General features: G+C 72.4%; 19 protein-coding genes. 13 read left to right on the top strand and 6 right to left on the bottom strand.

Going from position 1 to position 18694, the window contains the following annotated elements:
* Positions 1-2 precede the first annotated feature (2 nt).
* From ABZ659_RS11595 to ABZ659_RS11585, 3 genes are read left to right on the top strand one after another with little or no spacing between them, the layout of a single operon-like run.
* Positions 3-356: a histidine triad nucleotide-binding protein gene (locus tag ABZ659_RS11595; RefSeq protein WP_360216672.1), complete on the top strand. Its 354-nt coding sequence runs from the start codon at positions 3-5 to the stop codon at positions 354-356.
* Positions 357-362: 6 nt separating this feature from the next.
* Positions 363-1268: a ribonuclease Z gene (locus ABZ659_RS11590; RefSeq protein ID WP_360216669.1), complete on the top strand. Its 906-nt coding sequence runs from the start codon at positions 363-365 to the stop codon at positions 1266-1268.
* A 20-nt stretch (positions 1269-1288) separates the two neighbouring features.
* The gene (locus ABZ659_RS11585; RefSeq protein ID WP_360216666.1) at positions 1289-2266 is read left to right on the top strand and encodes an adenosine deaminase; all 978 of its coding nucleotides are present in this window, start codon (positions 1289-1291) and stop codon (positions 2264-2266) included.
* A 94-nt stretch (positions 2267-2360) separates the two neighbouring features.
* Here the strand turns inward: ABZ659_RS11585 and ABZ659_RS11580 are convergent, their stop codons facing one another.
* Positions 2361-3560: an MFS transporter gene (locus tag ABZ659_RS11580; protein ID WP_360216663.1), complete on the bottom strand. Its 1200-nt coding sequence runs from the start codon at positions 3558-3560 to the stop codon at positions 2361-2363.
* 246 nt (positions 3561-3806) lie between these two features.
* Between ABZ659_RS11580 and ABZ659_RS11575 the strand changes: the two genes are divergently transcribed.
* The 7 genes from ABZ659_RS11575 (at position 3807) to ABZ659_RS11545 (ending at position 10129) form a co-directional block, all read left to right on the top strand.
* Positions 3807-5096, top strand: coding sequence for a glucarate dehydratase family protein (locus ABZ659_RS11575; RefSeq protein WP_360216660.1), 1290 nt, complete (start codon positions 3807-3809; stop codon positions 5094-5096).
* A 184-nt stretch (positions 5097-5280) separates the two neighbouring features.
* Entirely contained in the window at positions 5281-6366 is a 1086-nt protein-coding gene (locus ABZ659_RS11570) for a PfkB family carbohydrate kinase (RefSeq protein WP_360216902.1), read from the top strand.
* A gap of 143 nt (positions 6367-6509) precedes the next feature.
* The gene (locus ABZ659_RS11565) at positions 6510-7580 is read left to right on the top strand and encodes a PhoH family protein (protein ID WP_360216657.1); all 1071 of its coding nucleotides are present in this window, start codon (positions 6510-6512) and stop codon (positions 7578-7580) included.
* Positions 7581-7594: 14 nt separating this feature from the next.
* Positions 7595-8092 carry an rRNA maturation RNase YbeY gene (ybeY, locus tag ABZ659_RS11560; protein ID WP_360216654.1) on the top strand — a complete coding sequence of 166 codons (498 nt, stop codon included), beginning with the start codon at positions 7595-7597 and terminating at the stop codon, positions 8090-8092.
* Positions 8089-9399 (top strand): hemolysin family protein, encoded by a 1311-nt coding sequence (locus tag ABZ659_RS11555; RefSeq protein ID WP_360216651.1) that lies wholly within the window; start codon positions 8089-8091, stop codon positions 9397-9399. The genes ybeY and ABZ659_RS11555 overlap by 4 nt, the downstream gene beginning before the upstream one ends.
* Positions 9396-9755, top strand: coding sequence for an MmcQ/YjbR family DNA-binding protein (locus tag ABZ659_RS11550; protein WP_360216648.1), 360 nt, complete (start codon positions 9396-9398; stop codon positions 9753-9755). The genes ABZ659_RS11555 and ABZ659_RS11550 overlap by 4 nt, the downstream gene beginning before the upstream one ends.
* Positions 9756-9775: 20 nt before the next feature.
* On the top strand, positions 9776-10129 hold the full coding sequence (locus ABZ659_RS11545) for a cytidine deaminase (RefSeq protein ID WP_360216645.1): 354 nt from the start codon (positions 9776-9778) through the stop codon (positions 10127-10129).
* Positions 10130-10164: 35 nt separating this feature from the next.
* Here ABZ659_RS11545 and ABZ659_RS11540 read toward each other — a convergent pair whose 3' ends face one another.
* Together ABZ659_RS11540 and ABZ659_RS11535 are read right to left on the bottom strand one after the other, a co-directional pair.
* Positions 10165-10503 carry a P-II family nitrogen regulator gene (locus ABZ659_RS11540; RefSeq protein ID WP_360216642.1) on the bottom strand — a complete coding sequence of 113 codons (339 nt, stop codon included), beginning with the start codon at positions 10501-10503 and terminating at the stop codon, positions 10165-10167.
* 3 nt (positions 10504-10506) lie between these two features.
* A complete protein-coding gene (locus ABZ659_RS11535; RefSeq protein ID WP_360216899.1) occupies positions 10507-11817 on the bottom strand; it encodes an ammonium transporter in 1311 nt (436 codons plus the stop codon).
* Positions 11818-11979: 162 nt separating this feature from the next.
* Between ABZ659_RS11535 and era the strand changes: the two genes are divergently transcribed.
* Positions 11980-12933 carry a GTPase Era gene (era, locus tag ABZ659_RS11530; RefSeq protein WP_360216639.1) on the top strand — a complete coding sequence of 318 codons (954 nt, stop codon included), beginning with the start codon at positions 11980-11982 and terminating at the stop codon, positions 12931-12933.
* A gap of 10 nt (positions 12934-12943) precedes the next feature.
* On the opposite strand, the gene ABZ659_RS11525 is transcribed toward era, so the two are convergent.
* From ABZ659_RS11525 to ABZ659_RS11515, 3 genes are read right to left on the bottom strand one after another with little or no spacing between them, the layout of a single operon-like run.
* Entirely contained in the window at positions 12944-14287 is a 1344-nt protein-coding gene (locus ABZ659_RS11525) for a family 1 glycosylhydrolase (RefSeq protein ID WP_360216636.1), read from the bottom strand.
* A 50-nt stretch (positions 14288-14337) separates the two neighbouring features.
* Positions 14338-14604: a protealysin inhibitor emfourin gene (locus ABZ659_RS11520; RefSeq protein WP_360216633.1), complete on the bottom strand. Its 267-nt coding sequence runs from the start codon at positions 14602-14604 to the stop codon at positions 14338-14340.
* 21 nt (positions 14605-14625) lie between these two features.
* Positions 14626-15696 carry a M4 family metallopeptidase gene (locus tag ABZ659_RS11515; protein ID WP_360216630.1) on the bottom strand — a complete coding sequence of 357 codons (1071 nt, stop codon included), beginning with the start codon at positions 15694-15696 and terminating at the stop codon, positions 14626-14628.
* A gap of 336 nt (positions 15697-16032) precedes the next feature.
* On the opposite strand from ABZ659_RS11515, the gene leuA reads away from it, so the two are divergent.
* Positions 16033-17754: a 2-isopropylmalate synthase gene (gene leuA / locus ABZ659_RS11510; RefSeq protein ID WP_360216627.1), complete on the top strand. Its 1722-nt coding sequence runs from the start codon at positions 16033-16035 to the stop codon at positions 17752-17754.
* Between the two features lie 188 nt (positions 17755-17942).
* Positions 17943-18638: a TerB family tellurite resistance protein gene (locus ABZ659_RS11505; RefSeq protein ID WP_360216624.1), complete on the top strand. Its 696-nt coding sequence runs from the start codon at positions 17943-17945 to the stop codon at positions 18636-18638.
* Positions 18639-18694: the final 56 nt, after the last annotated feature.

The raw sequence follows: 18694 nt of genomic DNA, 5'->3' as shown, positions 1-18694 counted from the left end.
GCATGGCAGGCGAACCACAGGACGACTGCTTGTTCTGCAAGATCGTCGCGGGGCAGATCCCCGCGACCGTCGTTCGCGAGACGGACACCACCGTCGCGTTCCGCGACATCAACCCGCAGGCCCCCACCCACGTCCTGGTGATCCCCAAGGCGCACTACCCCAACGCCGCCGCGCTCGCCGCCGGAGCCCCGGAACTCGCCGCCGACGTGCTGCGCGAGACCCAGGCCGTCGCCGACGACGAGAAGCTCGACAGCTACCGCGTCGTCCTCAACACCGGCGGCGGCGCCGGACAGACCGTCTTCCACGCCCACGCCCACGTCCTGGGCGGCCGGGGCCTGCAGTGGCCCCCCGGGTGAGCCGACGTGTCCGTACGTGAACTCGTCGTCCTCGGCACCGCCAGCCAGGTCCCGACCCGGCACCGCAACCACAACGGCTACCTGCTGCGCTGGGACGGCGAGGGCATCCTGTTCGACCCCGGCGAGGGCACCCAGCGGCAGATGCTGCGCGCCGGGGTCGCCGCCCACGACATCCACCGCATCTGCGTCAGCCACTTCCACGGCGACCACTCCCTCGGCCTCGCCGGGGTGATCCAGCGCGTCAACCTGGACCGGGTCCCGCACCCCGTCACCGCCCACTACCCGCGCTCCGGCCAGCGCTTCTTCGACCGGCTCCGGTACGCCACCGCCTACCGCGAGACCGTCGGCATCACCGAGGCCCCCGTCGACACCGACGGCGACCTGGCCAGCACGCGCGCGTACCGCCTGGAGGCGCGGAAGCTGTCCCACCCCGTGGAGTCCTACGGCTACCGGCTCGTCGAACCCGACGGCCGCCGGATGCTGCCCGAGCGGCTCGCCGCGCACGGCGTCAGGGGCCCGGACATCGGCCGCGTCCAGCGCGAGGGCGTCCTCGGCGGGGTCACCCTGGACGAGGTGAGCGAGGCCCGGCGCGGACAGCGGTTCGCGTTCGTCATGGACACCCGGCTGTGCGACGGCGTGTACGCGCTCGCCGAGGGCTGCGACCTGCTCGTCATCGAGTCCACCTTCCTCGACGAGGACGAGCACCTTGCCGTCGAGCACGGCCACCTCACCGCCGGACAGGCCGCCCGGGTCGCCAGCGAGGCGGGCGTACGGCACCTGGTCCTCACCCACTTCAGCCAGCGCTACTCCGACCCGGACGACTTCGAACGCCAGGCGCGGGCCGCCGGATACGAGGGCGAGCTGACCGTCGCCCACGATCTGCTGACGGTGCCGGTCCCGAAGCGCAGGTGAAACGGCCGTACCATTCCCTGATGCCACTGCCCAAAGCTGAGCTTCACCTGCACATCGAAGGCACCCTGGAGCCGGAGCTGGCCTTCGAGTTGGCCGCCCGCAACGGTGTCGAACTGCCGTACGCCGACACGGACGCGATCCGCGCGGCGTACGACTTCGACGACCTCCAGTCCTTCCTCGACCTGTACTACGCGCTGATGGCGGTGCTGCGCACCGAGCGGGACTTCGCGGACCTCGCCGACGCCTACCTCGCCCGCGCCGCCGCGCAGGGCGTCCGGCACGCGGAGGTCTTCTTCGACCCGCAGGCCCACCTCGCCCGCGGCGTGTCCATGGGGACGGTCGTCGAGGGCCTGTGGCGTGCCCTCGGCGCGAGCGAGACCCGGCACGGCGTCTCCACCCGCCTGATCATGTGCTTCCTGCGGGACGAGTCCGCCGAGTCGGCCATGGACACCCTGACCGCCGCCAAGCCGTACCTCGACCGCGTCACCGGCGTCGGCCTCGACTCCGCCGAGGTCGGACACCCGCCGGCGAAGTTCCGCGAGGTGTACGAGGCCGCCGCCGCGCTCGGCCTGCGCCGGGTCGCCCACGCGGGCGAGGAGGGGCCGCCGGAGTACGTCACCGAGGCCCTCGACATCCTCGGCGTCGAGCGGATCGACCACGGCCTGCGCTGCCTGGAGGACCCGGGGCTGGTGGCCCGCCTGGTCCGCGACCGCGTACCCCTGACGGTGTGCCCCCTGTCCAACGTCCGCCTGCGCGCCGTACCCGATTTGGCCGCCCACCCCCTCCCCGCGATGCTCGACGCGGGCCTGATGTGCACGGTCAACTCCGACGACCCGGCGTACTTCGGCGGCTACGCCGACGACAACTTCCGGGCCCTGCGCCTCACGGAGGAACGCCAGCGCGAACTGGCCCGCAACTCCTTCCTCGCCGCGTTCCTGGACGACGAGGAGGAGAAGAGGGCGCGTTACCTGGCGGAAGTGGACACCTACGAGTGGTGAACGCCCCACGAGGGGCGCGGGGCCCTGTCGCTGTGCGGCTCCGCCGCGCGGGCGCGACAAGCCGCCACGCACCCGCGCCTCACGCACCCGCGCCTCACGCAGCCGTGGCAGCCTCGTAGGCGCGTTCTTCCGCCGCGACCTCCACCGGAACCGGAACCACCGGCACCGCCCGCCGCCCCGCCCGCAGGGCGACGACCGTCATCGGCACGGCGACAACAAGCAGCCCACCCGCCAACACCGCGCCCATCGCCGGGTAACCGACCCCCGCCGCCAGCACACCGCCGGTGACCGGTCCCGCCGCCGTCCCCAGTGAGGACGCCGCTCCCACCAGCACCGCCCACCGCCCCCGCCCGTCCAGGGACGCGGCCAGCCCGATGACGTACGACAGCACGATCGGGTACAGCGCGTTCCACGCGACCTCCCCCGCGGCGAACGTCGCGAGGTCCGTCGCCCCCGCGCTCAGCGCGACGCACGCGCCGATGACCGCCGTACCCCCGCCGATCGGCAGGGCGAGCCCGAGCCGCGGCCCCAGCGCCCCCGCCAGCACCACGCCCACCAGCCCGGCGCCCAGCGCGACGGCGAACACCGCGCCGACGGTGACCTCGCTGAGGTGGGCCTGGGTGAGGCCGATGCGTCCGCTGACGCCCCACAGGGAGTTCTGGGCGAGGGACCAGCACAGCAGGGTCCCGGCGAGGACCAGCCCGGCCCGCCGGTGGGGCAGGCCGGTGCTGGCGTCGGCGCGGCGCCGCGGGTCGGTCCGGGCGGTGTCGAGGCGGCCGGTGAGCGGCCAGACGGCCAGCGCGGTGAGCGCGATCGCCAGCAGCGGCAGGCCGTGGCCGGGGCCGAGGCGCGGGACCGTCAGGTAGACGGCGCCCGCGAGGGCGGAGACGCTGAGCAGCCCCAGCGTGGTGGTCCGGTGCGGGTCGGGCCGCCCCGCGACCAGGGTGGCGGCGACGGCGGTGGCCGTACCGGAGCCGAAGCCGCCGACCATCGCGCCCACGACGACCGCGGGCAGCCAGCCGGTGAGCGCGGCCCCGCCGTAGCCGACGACGGCGAGCGTCAGCCCGAGCCGGGCCAGGACGCGCGGGCCGACGCGGTGGACGCGGGAGGCGAGCAGGAGCCCCGCCGACGCCGAACTCAGCAGCAGCGCGCTGCCGACGGCGCCGGACTGGGTGGCGGTGAGCGGAAGCCCCGAGTCGAAGCGGCCGACGACGGTCGGCAGCAGGTAGGGGGCGAGGTGCCCGGCCGTGAAGAGGGCGACGAGGGGCCGGGGCGTGGGGGTGCGGGCGGACACGGGCGTTCCCAGGACATGCGAAAGAAGTGGCACAAAGCGGGGGATTGCGCGACGTCCGTCGACAGACAGGAAGGCGCGGGCAATTTGTATCAAGCGGGGGCGTGCGTGAAGAAGGCGTGAAAGGCGCGTGGCGGTGTGATGTAGGTCACCTTCCGTTTGGGGTGGGGGAGGAGGGGTAGGAGCGTCGCGACTCTAGTTCGCGTACATGGCTTCCATTCTCATATGTGGACAGCGGAGGAGTGGCCCGTGAACCTCACCCTCACCGACGTCCGGCTGACGCCGATCCTGGTCGCCGACCCGCCGCTGCTCAACACGCAGGGCGTGCACCAGCCGTACACGCCCCGGCTCATCGTGGAGGTGGAGACCGCCGACGGGGTGACGGGCGTCGGGGAGACGTACGGCGACACCAAGTACCTGGAGCTGGCCCGGCCGTTCGCGGAGAAGCTGAAGGGACGGCGGGTCACCGATCTGAACGGGCTGTTCACCGTCGCGGACGAGGTGGCGGTGGACTCCGCACGGGTGCGCGACCAGGTCGACGTCGGCGGGCTGCGCGGCGTCCAGACCGCCGACAAGCTGCGGCTGTCCGTCGCCTCGGCGTTCGAGGTGGCCTGTCTGGACGCCCTCGGCAAGACCCTCGGGCTGCCCGTGCACGCGCTGCTCGGCGGCAAGGTGCGCGACGCGGTCGAGTACAGCGCGTACCTGTTCTACAAGTGGGACGCCCACCCGGCCGGGGTCGCGGCGGAGCGGGACGACTGGGGCGCCGCGCTGGACCCGGCGGGGATCGTCGCCCAGGCCCGCGCCTTCACCGAGCGGTACGGCTTCACCTCGTACAAGCTCAAGGGCGGCGTCCTCCCGCCGGACGAGGAGATCGCCGCCGTGCGCGCGCTCGCGCGGGCGTTCCCCGGGCGCCCGCTGCGGCTCGACCCCAACGGGGCGTGGTCCGTGGCGACCTCGCTGCGGGTCGCCGCGGAACTCGGCGACGTCCTGGAGTACCTGGAGGACCCGGCGCTGGGCACGCCCGCGATGGCCGAGGTCGCGGCGGGGACCGACGTGCCGCTGGCGACCAACATGTGCGTGACGACGTTCGCGGAGATCGAGGAGGCGTTCACGCGGGGCGCCGTGCAGGTCGTGCTCTCCGACCACCACTACTGGGGCGGACTGCGCAACACCCAGCAACTCGCGGCGATCTGCCGGACCTTCGGCGTCGGGGTGTCCATGCACTCCAACACCCACCTGGGGATCTCGCTGGCCGCGATGACCCACGTCGCGGCCACCGTGCCGAACCTCCACCACGCCTGCGACTCCCACTACCCCTGGCAGTCCGAGGACGTCCTCACCCGGCGCCTCACCTTCGAGGACGGCGGCGTCACGGTCTCCGACGCCCCCGGCCTCGGCGTCGAACTCGACCGCGCCGAGCTACGACGCCTGCACCGCCGCTGGCTGGACGACGACGGCGCGCTGCGGGACCGCGACGACGCGGCGGCGATGCGGGCCGCGGACCCGGGGTGGGTGACGCCGTCGGTGCCGCGCTGGTGACGCGCGCCGGGGACGGCTGACATCCGCCGGGCGAAGGCACCGGCCGGTCAGGAGGGACGGCGCGTTGTCAGTGGGGTGGTGCAGACTGGCCTGATCCGCACCCTCTCAGGAGCGCACCGTGACCGCGACCAACGCATCCGCCGTCACCGTCACCGGCAGGAAACCGCCCGGCCCCGCCGAGGCGCTGCACCATCGGGCCCAGACGGACCCGCTGGCCGGACTGCGCGCGCCGCAGGACCCGCCCTGGGACGTGTACCTCACGGGCACCGTCTTCCTCGACATCATCTTCACCGGCCTCGACTCCGCCCCGGTGCGCGGCACCGAGTCCTGGGCGCGCGGCATGGGCTCCAGCCCCGGCGGGGTCGCCAACATGGCCGCCGCGCTGTCCCGCCTCGGCCTGCGGACGTGCCTGGCCGCCGCGTTCGGCGACGACCACTACGGCGACTACTGCTGGGACGCCCTGGAACGCGGCGAGGGCATCGACCTCGGCCCCTCCCGCACGGTCCCCGGCTGGCACTCGCCGGTCACGGTCTCCATGGCGTACGAGGGTGAGCGCACGATGGTCTCGCACGGCCACGAGCCCCCGCCCGAGGAACCCGCCCCCGACTGCCCGCCGTACGCGCGGGCGGCCGTCGCCGCGCTGGAGCCCGGCAAGCGCGCCCCGTGGATCGCGCAGGCCGCCGCCAAGGGCACCCGGATCTTCGCCGACGTCGGCTGGGACGACACCGGCGCCTGGGACCTGGCGGGCCTCACCGACCTCGCGCACTGCGAGGCGTTCCTGCCGAACGCGGAGGAGGCGATGCGCTACACCCGCACCACCTGCCCGCGCGCCGCGGCCCGCGCCCTCACCGACCACGTGCCGCTCGCCGTCGTCACCCTCGGCGCGGACGGCGCCTACGCCGTGGACCGCCGCACCGGCGAGACCGCAGAGGTCCCCGCCATCGAGGTGGAGGCCCTGGACCCGACCGGCGCGGGGGACGTCTTCGTCGCCGGGTTCGTCACCGGCACCCTCGCGGGCTGGCCGCTCGCCGACCGGCTGGCCTTCGCCGGGCTCACGGCGGCCCTGTCGGTGCAGGAGTTCGGCGGCTCCCTGTCGGCGCCCGGCTGGTCGGAGGTCGCGGCCTGGTGGCGGCGGGTGCAGTCGGTCGCCGACCAGGACCCGGCGGCGCTACGGCGGTACGCGTTCCTGGCCGGGCTGCTCCCCGCCACGGCCCGCCCGTGGCCGCTGCGCCGCGCGGTCCCGACGATCGGCTTCCGCCGCTCGGCGTGAGGCGGGCGCCGTGAGGTAGGGCGATCATCCGACGAAAAGCCCTACGGCGTTGTCAGTCCCCCGGCGTACCCTGGAAGTCGCCAGGCCGCCCTCGTGGCGGGCGAGTCGTATCGAGGAGGACGTGCAGGCCGGCTGGCCAGCCCATGACTCAGACACCCACAGCTCACACCCCCGCGCAGGGGCAGGCGAAAGTGCGGCTGACCGTCCCCGCGGCGCACCCGATGGTGACCGTCCTGGGCTCCGGCGACGCCCTCCTGCGCGTGATCGAGAAGGCCTTCCCGGCGGTCGACATCCATGTCCGGGGCAATGAGATCAGCGCGGTCGGCGACGCGGCGGACGTCGCCCTCGTCTCGCGCGTGTTCGACGAGATGATGCTCGTGCTCCGCACCGGGCAGCCGATGACGGAGGACGCAGTGGAACGCTCGATCGCCATGCTCAGGGCGAGCGAGAACGGGGAGAGCGACGGCCCGGAGACCCCGGCGCAGGTCCTCACGCAGAACATCCTGTCCTCGCGCGGCCGTACGATCCGCCCCAAGACGCTCAACCAGAAGCGGTACGTCGACGCCATCGACCACCACACCATCGTCTTCGGCATCGGCCCCGCGGGCACCGGCAAGACCTACCTGGCCATGGCCAAGGCGGTCCAGGCCCTCCAGTCCAAGCAGGTCAACCGCATCATCCTGACCCGCCCCGCGGTGGAGGCGGGCGAACGCCTCGGCTTCCTCCCCGGCACCCTCTACGAGAAGATCGACCCCTACCTCCGCCCGCTCTACGACGCCCTGCACGACATGCTCGACCCCGACTCGATCCCGCGCCTGATGGCGGCGGGGACGATCGAGGTGGCGCCGCTGGCGTACATGCGCGGCAGGAGCCTGAACGACGCCTTCATCATCCTGGACGAGGCGCAGAACACGAGTCCCGAGCAGATGAAGATGTTCCTCACGCGGCTCGGGTTCGACTCGAAGATCGTGATCACGGGCGACGTGACCCAGGTCGACCTGCCCGACGGCACCAAGTCCGGGCTGCGGCAGGTGCAGGACATCCTGGACGGCGTCGAGGATGTCCACTTCTCGCGGCTGTCGTCGCAGGACGTCGTCCGGCACAAGCTGGTGGGCCGTATCGTCGACGCCTACGAGAAGTACGACACCACGCACGGCACCCAGAACGGCGCCCACAAGGGCGGCCGGGGCAAGTCCGCGCACAAGGGGAAGTAGACAAGCACCGCACCATGTCGATCGACGTGAACAACGAGTCCGGAACCGAGGTCGACGAGCAGGCGATCCTCGACATCGCCCGCTACGCGCTCGGGCGGATGCGCATCCACCCGCTCTCCGAACTGTCGGTGATCGTCGTGGACGCCGACGCCATGGAGCAACTGCACATCCAGTGGATGGACCTGCCCGGGCCCACCGACGTCATGTCCTTCCCGATGGACGAGCTGCGCCCGCCGTCCAAGGACGACGACGAGCCCCCGCAGGGGCTGCTCGGGGACATCGTGCTGTGCCCGGAGGTCGCCGCCAAGCAGGGGGCGGAGGCGCCCACGCAGCACACCATGGACGAGGAACTGCACCTCCTCACCGTCCACGGTGTGCTGCACCTGCTCGGCTACGACCACGAGGAGCCGGACGAGAAGGCCGAGATGTTCGGCCTGCAGGCCGCCATCGTGGACGGCTGGCGCGGTGAGCGGGGCATGACCGGTCCGTCGCCCGCGCCGACCGTGTCATGAGTCCGCAACTGGTCCTGGGCGCGATCGCCCTGGTGGTCGTCGCCTGGCTCGCCGCCAGCGCGGAGGCGGGCCTCGCCCGGGTCTCCAGCTTCCGCGCCGACGAGGCGGTCCGCTCCGGGCGGCGCGGCAGCGCCCGGCTCGCCAAGGTCGCCGCCGACCCCACCCGCTACCTCAACGTGGCGCTGCTGGTCCGCGTCGCCTGCGAGATGGCCGCCGCGGCGATCGTCACCTACCTGTGCCTGCGCGAGTTCGACGGCACCACCGAGGCGCTGCTGGTCGCCATCGCGGTGATGGTGCTGGTGTCGTACGTCGCCGTCGGGGTCTCCCCGCGGACCATCGGCCGCCAGCACCCCCTGAACACGGCCACCGCGGCGGCGTACGTCCTCGTCCCGCTCGCCAGGGTCATGGGGCCGATCCCGTCGCTGCTGATCCTCATCGGCAACGCCCTCACCCCCGGCAAGGGCTTCCGGCGCGGCCCGTTCGCCTCCGAGGCGGAGCTGCGGGCGCTGGTCGACCTGGCGGAGAAGGAGTCCCTGATCGAGGACGAGGAGCGCCGCATGGTGCACTCCGTCTTCGAACTCGGTGACACCCTCGTCCGCGAGGTGATGGTGCCCCGCACCGACCTGGTCGTGATCGAGCGGTACAAGACCATCCGGCAGGCCCTCACCCTCGCCCTGCGCTCCGGTTTCTCCCGGATCCCGGTCACCGGCGAGAGCGAGGACGACGTCGTCGGGATCGTGTACCTGAAGGACCTCGCCCGCAAGACGCACATCAGCCGGGACGCGGAGAGCGAGCTGGTGTCCACGGCGATGCGCCCGGCGTTCTTCGTGCCCGACACCAAGAACGCGGGCGACCTGCTGCGCGAGATGCAGAAGGAACGCAACCACGTCGCCGTCGTCATCGACGAGTACGGCGGCACGGCCGGGATCGTCACCATCGAGGACATCCTGGAGGAGATCGTCGGGGAGATCACCGACGAGTACGACCGTGAGCTGCCGCCCGTCGAGGCGCTGGGCGACGACCGCTTCCGGGTCACCGCCCGGCTCGACATCGGTGACCTCGGTGAGCTGTACGGACTGGAGGCGTTCGACGACGAGGACGTGGAGACCGTCGGCGGGCTGATGGCCAAGGCGCTGGGCCGGGTGCCGATCGCCGGGGCGTCCTCGGTCGTCGAACTCCCCGACGGGCGGGCGCTGCGGCTGACCGCGGAGGCCGCCGCGGGCCGCCGGAACAAGATCGTGACGGTGCTGGCGGAGCCGGTCGCGGCGGCCCACGTGCCGTCCGGGGAAGGGGACGGACCGGAGTGAGCCCCGAGGAACTGCGCGCGTTCTGCCTCTCCTTCAACGCCACCGTGGAGGAGTTCCCCTTCAACCCGGAGACGTCGGTGTTCAAGGTGTGCGGCAAGATGTTCGCCCTCACCGACCTGGGCGGCCGGCCCCTGACGGTCAACCTCAAGTGCGACCCGGAGGACGCCCTGCGGCTGCGTGCCGACCACGAGGGCCTGGTCGTCCCCGGCTACCACATGAACAAGCGCCACTGGAACACGGTCACCGCCGACGGCTCCCTCCCCGACGCGTTGGTGCGGGAGCTGGTCGAGGACTCCTACGACCTGGTGGTGGCGGGCCTGCCGCGCGCGGACCGCCTGCGCCTGGACCGGCCCTGACCCTTACGTATGCTCACCCCATGACCGACAGCAGCGCGCTCGACCCCGAGGACCGCAAGATCGTGACCCTGGCCCGTTCCGCGCGGGCCCGCAACGGCGTCCCGGAGGGCGCCGCCGTCCGCGACGAGACGGGGCGGACGTATGTCGCCGGGACCGTCGCCCTGGACTCCCTGAAGCTCACCGCCCTGCAGACGGCGGTGGCGATGGCGGTGGCGTCCGGCGCGAAGTCGCTGGAGGCGGCGGCGGTGGTGACGGAGGCCGCGGCGGCCTCGGCGGACGACCTGGCGGCCGTCCGTGACCTGGGCGGGGCCGGAACGCCGGTCCTGGTGGCGGGCCCGGACGGAGCGGTACGGGAGACGGTCCCCGCGAGCTGAGCGGGGCCGTCCCGGGCCGGGCGCCGGGCGTCCCGCTACAGCGCGTCCGGCCCGCGCTCACCGGTCCGCACCCGTACGACCGTGTCCACGGGCAGCGCCCACACCTTGCCGTCGCCGATCTTCCCGGTCTGCGCGGCCTTCACGATCGTGTCGATCACGGTCTCCGACTCCGCGTCCTCCACGACGACCTCGATACGGATCTTCGGCACCAGGTCGACCCGGTACTCGGCGCCGCGGTACACCTCGGTGTGGCCGCGCTGCCGCCCGTAGCCGCTGGCCTCGGAGACGGTCAGGCCCTGGACGCCGATCTCCTGGAGTGCCGTCTTGACCTCGTCGAGGCGGTACGGCTTGACGATCGCGGTGATGAGTTTCATGGCTTAGGCCTTGGTCTTCCGGGCGGGGGAGCCGACGGGGGAGGAGGTGACCGGGGCGCCGTGCCCCAGGACCCCGTGATCGTAGGCCGTCTCGGCGTGCACCGTAAGGTCCAGGCCGGTGTGCTCCTGCTCCTCGCTCGCGCGGAAGCCCATCGCCCGGTCGATCAGCCTGCCGACGCCGTACGTCACGGCGAAGGCGTACACCGCCACCGCGACGATCGCCACGAGCTGCTTGCCGAGCTGCGTGAGCCCGCCGCCGTACAGCAGCCCCTCGGGCCCGCCGGTCATCGAGTCGACGGCGAAGACGCCGATCAGCAGGGTGCCGACGACCCCGCCGACCAGGTGCACCCCGACGACGTCCAGGGAGTCGTCGTAGCCCAGCCTGAACTTCCAGCCCACGGCGTACGAGCAGACCACGCCCGCGGCGAGGCCGACGACGAGCGCGCCGAGCAGGGAGACCGAGCCGCACGACGGGGTGATGGCGACCAGGCCCGCGACCACGCCGGAGGCGGCGCCGAGGGTGGTGGGGTGGCCGTCGCGGAGCTGCTCGACGAAGAGCCAGCCGAGCAGTCCGGTGCACCCGGCGGCGAAGGTGTTGAGGAAGGCGGCGGCGGCCAGCCCGTTGGCGCCGAGCGCGGAGCCCGCGTTGAAGCCGAACCAGCCGAACCAGAGCAGACCGGCGCCGAGCATCACCATGGGCAGGTTGTGCGGGCGCATCGCGTCCTTCTTGAAGCCCAGCCGCGGGCCCAGGACCAGCGCCAGCGCCAGCCCGGAGGCGCCTGAGGTGATCTCGACGGGCAGTCCGCCCGCGAAGTCCAGGGCGCCGAGGCGGTCCAGGATCCAGCCGCCGGGACCCCAGGTCCAGTGCGCCACCGGAACGTATACCAGCAGCGTCCACACCGGCACGAAGACCAGCCACGCCCCGAACTTGGCCCGGTCCGCGATCGCCCCGCTGACCAGCGCCGCGGTGATGACGGCGAAGGTGAGCTGGAAGGTGGCGAACAGCAGCGTCGGCACCGTGCCCCGCACGCTGTCCGGGCCGAGGCCCGCCATGCCGAGGTGGTCCAGGCCGCCGAGCAGGCCCGCGCCGCCCGCGTCCGCGTCGAACACCAGCGAGTACCCGGCGACCAGCCACACCACGGTGACCAGCGCGATCGACACGAAGCTCATCATCAGCATGTTGAGGACGCTCTTCGTGCGGACCATGCCGCCGTAGAACAGGGCGAGGCCCGGGGTCATCAGCAGCACCAGCGCGGTCGCGGCGAGGAGCCAGGCGGTGTCGCCGGTGTCGAGGGGGGACGCGGCCAGGGTCACGGTGGTCTCCAACGGGGTCGGGGTCCGCACGAGACTCACCGCACCGGGTTTCCGGCCGTGTACGACGGTGTTTCCGCCGTGTTTCATTGCGTACGGGTTTCCGGAACCTCACCGGGAGTGAGCGGTGCGGCACGGCTCCGGCGATCAGGGAGAATGGGCGCCATGAGCGTTCGTACCCCGTCCTCCGCAGAGCCCGCCGAGACCGCGCACCGGGCGGGCTTCGCCTGCTTCGTGGGCCGTCCCAACGCGGGCAAGTCCACCCTCACGAACGCCCTGGTCGGCCAGAAGGTGGCCATCACCGCCAACCAGCCGCAGACCACCCGGCACACCGTGCGCGGCATCGTGCACCGGCCGGACGCGCAGCTCATCCTGGTGGACACCCCGGGCCTGCACAAGCCGCGCACCCTGCTCGGGGAGCGCCTCAACGACGTGGTGCGCACCACCTGGGCGGAGGTCGACGTGATCGGCTTCTGCCTGCCCGCCAACGAGAAGCTCGGCCCCGGCGACCGGTTCATCGCCAAGGAACTGGCGTCGATCAGGAAGACCCCGAAGATCGCGATCGTCACCAAGACCGACCTCGTCGACAGCAAGGCCCTCGCCGAGCAGCTCATCGCCGTCGACCAGCTCGGCAAGGAGCTGGGCTTCGAGTGGGCGGAGATCGTGCCGGTCTCCGCGGTGGGCGACCAGCAGGTGGGCCTCCTGGCCGACCTGCTCGTCCCCCTCCTCCCCGAGGGCCCCGCCCTCTACCCCGAGGGCGACCTCACCGACGAGCCCGAGCAGATCATGATCGCGGAGCTGATCCGGGAGGCCGCGCTGGAGGGCGTACGCGACGAGCTGCCGCACTCCATCGCCGTCGTCGTCGAGGAGATGCTGCCGCGCGAGGACCGCCCCGCCGACCGGCCGCTGCTCGACATCCACGCCAACGTCTACATCGAGCGCCCCAGCCAGAAGGGCATCATCATCGGCCCCAAGGGCAAGCGCCTGAAGGAGGTCGGCATCAAGTCCCGCCGCCAGATCGAGGCCCTCCTCGGCACGCCCGTCTTCCTCGACCTGCACGTCAAGGTCGCCAAGGACTGGCAGCGCGACCCCAAGCAGCTCCGCAGGCTGGGCTTCTGAGCCGCTCCCCTCACCGCCGCTGCCCGCGCAGCGCCTCCCGGTACCAGGCGTACGACGCCTTCGGGACGCGCTCCAGGGTCCCGCTCCCGAAGTCGACGTGCACCAGCCCGAACCGCTGGGTGTAGCCCTCCGCCCACTCGAAGTTGTCCAGCAGCGACCACACGAAGTAGCCGCGCACGTCGACGCCCGCCGTCAGCGCCTCGTGCAGGGCGCGGACGTGGGCGTCCAGGTAGGCGATCCGGTCCTGGTCGTCCAGCCCCCGGTAGGAGCAGCCGTTCTCGGTGATGACGACCGGGGGGAGCCGGTCGCCGTACCGCTCGCGGAAGCCGGTGAGGAGTTCGGTCAGCGCCGCGGGCGCCACCGGCCAGCCGAAGTCCGTCGTCGGCAGCCCCTCGACCGGCAGGACGGAGAACGGCAGCTCCGCGGGCATCCGCACCCCGCCGAAGTCGGTCTCCGTACCGCGCGGGGCGCCCACCTTCGTCGGCGCGTAGTAGTTCACGCCGTACCAGTCGACCGGCTCGGCGATGACCTCCAGGTCCGCCGCCACGTCGTCGCCCGGCATCAGCTCACCCAGGCCGGACGGGTAGGCGCCCCGCAGCACCGGCTCCGCGAACAGCCGGTTCAGGAGGACGTCGTAGAACTCCGCCGCCTCCGTGTCCGCGCCCCCGGACGACGCGGGCCACACCGGGCCGTGCGAGTTGGCGATCCCGACGTCCGTCGCGCCCGCCGCCCGCAGCGCGCGCACCGCGAGACCGTGGGCGAGGAGCTGGTGGTGGGCCACGGGCAGCGCGTCGAACAGCAGCCGCCTGCCGGGGGCGTGGGTGCCCAGGGCGTGCCCGAGGAGGGTGTGCTCGGCGGGCTCGTTCAGGGTGATCCACTTCCCGACCCGGTCACCGAGCCGGTCCACCACCCGCGCCACGTGGTCGGCCAGCCGGTACGCCGTGTCCCGGTCCAGCCAGTCCAGGCCGTCGGGCAGCTCCCAGTGGAACAGCGTGGGCACCGGGCGCACGCCCGCCGCGCACAGGTCGTCCACCAGCGCGTCGTAGAAGTCGAGCCCCTTCGGCGACCGGGCCCGCGGCCAGGAGACCGAGAAGCGGTACGCGTCCACGCCCAGGTCGGCGAGGAGCGCCACGTCCTCGCGGTGGCGGTGGAAGTGGTCGCAGGCGACGGCGGCCGTGGAGCCGTCCCGCACCCGGCCGGGCTCCGCCGTGAAGGTGTCCCAGACCGACGGCTCCCGCAGCTCCGCCGCGCCCTCGATCTGGTGGGCCGACGTGGACACGCCCCAGAGGAAGTCCGCCGGGAAGCGCGGCAGGGGCGGGCGGGGGCGCGGACGCGGAGGCGGTTCGGTGGCCATGCACCCGGATCATCCGGCCGCCGCCCCACCACCGCAACCCCCGCCGGGAGTCACGCCCCTTCCTTCAGCACCCGGCTGATCAGCCGCCGCTGCTCGTCGGTCAGTCCCGGGTCCGCGCAGTACACCGTGCGGCCGTCCACCGTGATCTGGTAGCCGAACCCGTCGGGCACCCCCGCGGGGGGCGTGCCCCGGCCGGACGCCACCGCCTGTTCGGCCAGGGCCTGCCACTGCGCCGCGTCGGGCCGTCCCGAGGTGTCCACCTCGGCATGGCGCTCGATGCCCGCGAACCCTCCCGTGCGCCGTACCTGAATACGCATGGGTGTATGTCTAGTACGGAACTACGCGGTGTCCACCCCCACCTGCTCCCACGCCTTCGCCACGGCGTCCAGCTCGTCGCCGCCGCCGAAGCGGGCGCGGGCCGCGCCGACGGTGAGCGTGGCGAACTCCGCGAAGGAGGCGTCCTCCTTCAGCTCGCCGCCGGTGAGCACGTCGTACCAGACCTGTCCCGCCTTCTCCCAGGCGTTGCCGCCGAGCGCGGTCGCGGCGAGGTAGAAGGCGTGGTTGGGGATGCCGGAGTTGATGTGGACGCCGCCGTTGTCGCGGCCGGTGCGCACGTAGTCGTCCATCGTCGCGGGCTGCGGGTCCTTGCCGAGGACGTCGTCGTCGTACGCGGTGCCCGGGGCCTTCATCGAGCGCAGCGCCTCGCCGGTGACGCGCGGGGCGAGCAGGCCCGCGCCGATCAGCCAGTCCGCGTCGGCGGCACTCTGGCCGAGGGTGTACTGCTTGATCAGTGAGCCGAAGACGTCCGACATCGACTCGTTCAGCGCGCCCGGCTGCCCGAAGTAGGTGAGGTTGGCGGTGTGCTGGGTGACGCCGTGGGCCAGCTCGTGGCCGATGACGTCGACGGCGATCGTGAAGTCGAGGAAGATCTCGCCGTCGCCGTCGCCGAACACCATCTGCTCGCCGTTCCAGAAGGCGTTGTTGTAGTCCTCGCCGTAGTGGACGGTCGCGTTGAGCGGCAGGCCCGCGCCGTCGACGGAGTCGCGGCCGTAGGCGGTGAGCAGCAGCTCGAAGGTGGCGCCGAGACCGGCGTAGGCGCGGTTGACCGTGGCGTCCCTGCCGGGGGTGTCGCCCTCGCCGCGGACCTTCCTCCCGGGCAGGCCGGTCCGGTGCTGGGCGTCGTAGACCGTGCGGTGCGGGGTGCCGGCCTCGGCGGCCTCGGAGACGGCGACGGCGGGCGCGCCCAGCACCGTGGTGAGGCGGCGCTGGGTGCGCTCGTAGGCGTCGCGTTGCAGGGTGCGGCGGGCGGGACCGGAGAGTGCGGGGTCCTCGGCCTGGGCGAGCCGGTCGAGGACGTGGGGCGGGACGATCGTGCAGAAGACGGGCCTGCGGCCCCCGTTTGTGGTCATGGCGGCACCATGGCACCGCGTGTACGCGCTGTCACTAGGCGCCACCATGATTGGTGAATTGTGGGGGTGTGGGCTCCATGATCGGTCGCTCTGTGCTATCGGATGCGGGTCCGTGGCGGCTCGCTCGCCCCGCTGGAAGGCCCCGCGGTCCCGCATACTGGGACGTGACCCCGCGTTCTGGACCGGCTCGGCTAACATGCTGCGCATCATGCGTTTCGGGCTGCTTCTCCTTAGCTGCCGCGGCGAGGGCCTGTAGTCGAGGCCGACTCCCTCCCCGCGGAGCTTGGTGTTGCGTCGTCGGCCGTCCTTCCGGACACCCTGAGGAGCCCCGCAGACATGGCCAACCGCCAGCAGCCCAGCCCCATGCCGATCCACAAGTACGGCCGCTACGAGCAGGTCGGCATCCCCGACCGCGGCTGGCCCGACCAGCGCGTCACCGCCGCCCCCCGCTGGCTCTCCACCGACCTGCGCGACGGCAACCAGGCCCTGATCGACCCGATGTCCCCGGTGCGCAAGCGGGCCATGTTCGACCTGCTGGTCACGATGGGCTACAAGGAGATCGAGGTCGGCTTCCCGGCCTCCGGGCAGACCGACTTCGACTTCGTACGGTCGATCATCGAGGAGCCCGGCGCCATCCCCGAGGACGTGACGATCTCCGTGCTGACGCAGGCCCGCGAGGACCTGATCGAGCGGACCGTGGAGTCCCTGCGCGGCGCCCACCGCGCCACCGTCCACCTGTACAACGCCACCGCGCCGGTCTTCCGCCGGGTCGTCTTCCGGGGCTCCAGGGACGACATCCGGCAGATCGCCGTGGACGGCACCCGGCTGGTGATGGAGTACGCGGAGAAGCTGCTGGGCGACGAGACGCACTTCGGCTACCAGTACAGCCCCGAGATCTTCACCGACACCGAGCTGGACTTCGCGCTGGAGGTCTGCGAGGGCGTCATGGACGTCTGGCAGCCCGGCCCGGACCGCGAGATCATCCTGAACCTGCCCGCGACCGTGGAGCGCTCCACGCCGTCCACGCACGCCGACCGGTTCGAGTGGATGGGCCGCAACCTGTCCCGCCGCGAGTTCGTCTGCCTGTCCGTCCACCCGCACAACGACCGCGGTACGGCGGTGGCGGCGGCCGAGCTGGCGCTGATGGCCGGGGCCGACCGGGTCGAGGGCTGCCTGTTCGGGCAGGGCGAGCGCACCGGCAACGTCGACCTGGTCACGCTGGGCATGAACCTGTTCTCGCAGGGCGTGGACCCGCAGATCGACTTCTCCGACATCGACGAGATCCGTCGTACGTGGGAGTACTGCAACCAGATGGAGGTCCACCCGCGCCACCCGTACGTGGGCGACCTGGTCTACACGTCCTTCTCCGGCTCCCACCAGGACGCCATCAAGAAGGGCTTCGACGCGATGGAGGCCGACGCCAGGGCGAAGGGCGTCACGGTCGACGACATCGAGTGGGCCGTGCCGTACCTGCCGATCGACCCCAAGGACGTCGGCCGGTCCTACGAGGCCGTCATCCGCGTGAACTCGCAGTCCGGCAAGGGCGGCATCGCCTACGTCCTGAAGAACGACCACAAGCTGGAACTGCCCCGCCGGATGCAGATCGAGTTCTCCAGGATCATCCAGGCCAAGACGGACGCCGAGGGCGGCGAGGTCACGCCGCGCGACATCTGGGCGGTCTTCCAGGACGAGTACCTGCCCAACCCCGGCAACCCGTGGGGCCGGATCCAGCTGAGGAACGGCCAGTCCACCACCGACAAGGACGGTGTGGACACCCTCACCGTCGAGGCCGAGGTCGACGGCGCCGAGGTCACCCTGGTCGGCAGCGGCAACGGCCCGATCTCCGCGTTCTTCCACGCCCTGCAGGGCATCGGCGTCGACGCCCGGCTGCTGGACTACCAGGAGCACACGATGAGCGAGGGCGCCTCCGCGCAGGCCGCCTCGTACATCGAGTGCGCGATCGACGACAAGGTCCTGTGGGGCATCGGCATCGATGCGAACACGACACGTGCCTCGCTGAAGGCGGTCGTCTCCGCCGTCAACCGAGCGGCTCGCTGACCCCCTCTGACCGGGGGTTTCAGGGTCCCGTCCGCCGTCGACCGGCGGGCGGGACCCCGTCGTATACCGGCCATCCGGCGACGCAGGTCACGGAGAGGTCTCGTCCGGGGGCTGACTGGACGTCGCTGATGTGGCTAACATCACGCCAGCGCGGCGATGTTGCCGCGGGGTTACGGAGGTGCTGCGACGTGCTGCCTGAACAGGGACAGAATGGCCGTGCGTTCCGTTTCGCGCGCGTCCTGGGCACCCGCACCGCGTGGACGCCGGTCGGCGACGGACAGTTCTTCTGTCCCGGCTGCGGCGGCGACCGCAACTACCAGCGGCTGACCGGACACCGCCGCTTCACCCTGCTCGGCCTGCCCGTGCTGCCGCGCGGCGAGGCCGGACCGGTCGTGGAGTGCGCCGCCTGCCGCCGCCACTTCGGCACCGACGTCCTCGACCACCCCACCACCATCCGCTTCTCCGCGATGCTCCGCGACGCCGTGCACACCGTCGCCCTCGCCGTGCTCGCCGCCGGGAACACCCGCACCCCGACCTCCCTGTCCGCCGCCGCGGGCGCCGTGCGCGCCGCCGGGTTCCAGGACTGCACGGAGGAACAGCTCAACGCCCTCGTCGAGGCGCTCGCCGCCGACACCGGGCGGATCTTCGGGGAGCCCTGCGGTCCCGGACTCGCCATAGAACTCCACGAGGCCCTCGACCCGCTCGCCCCGCACCTCGCGCCCCCCGGACGCGAGTCGATCCTCCTCCAGGGCGCCCGTATCGCCCTCGCCGACGGCCCCTACACCGCCGCCGAGCGCGAGGTCCTCGCCACCGTCGGCGCCGCGCTCACCCTGACCACGGCCGACGTGGAGCGACTGCTGACGGCGGCGGGCACCCCCTCGTAGCGCCGCCCGGTACGCCCTCGCGGCAGCGCCCGGTACTCCCCGGGGAGTAGTCCACC

Source organism: Streptomyces sp. NPDC006997 (genome assembly GCF_040635175.1).
In the GTDB taxonomy this organism is placed as follows: domain Bacteria; phylum Actinomycetota; class Actinomycetes; order Streptomycetales; family Streptomycetaceae; genus Streptomyces.
The sequence above is the reverse complement of the archived record's forward strand: the minus strand, read 5'-3'. Positions and strand labels throughout refer to the sequence as shown.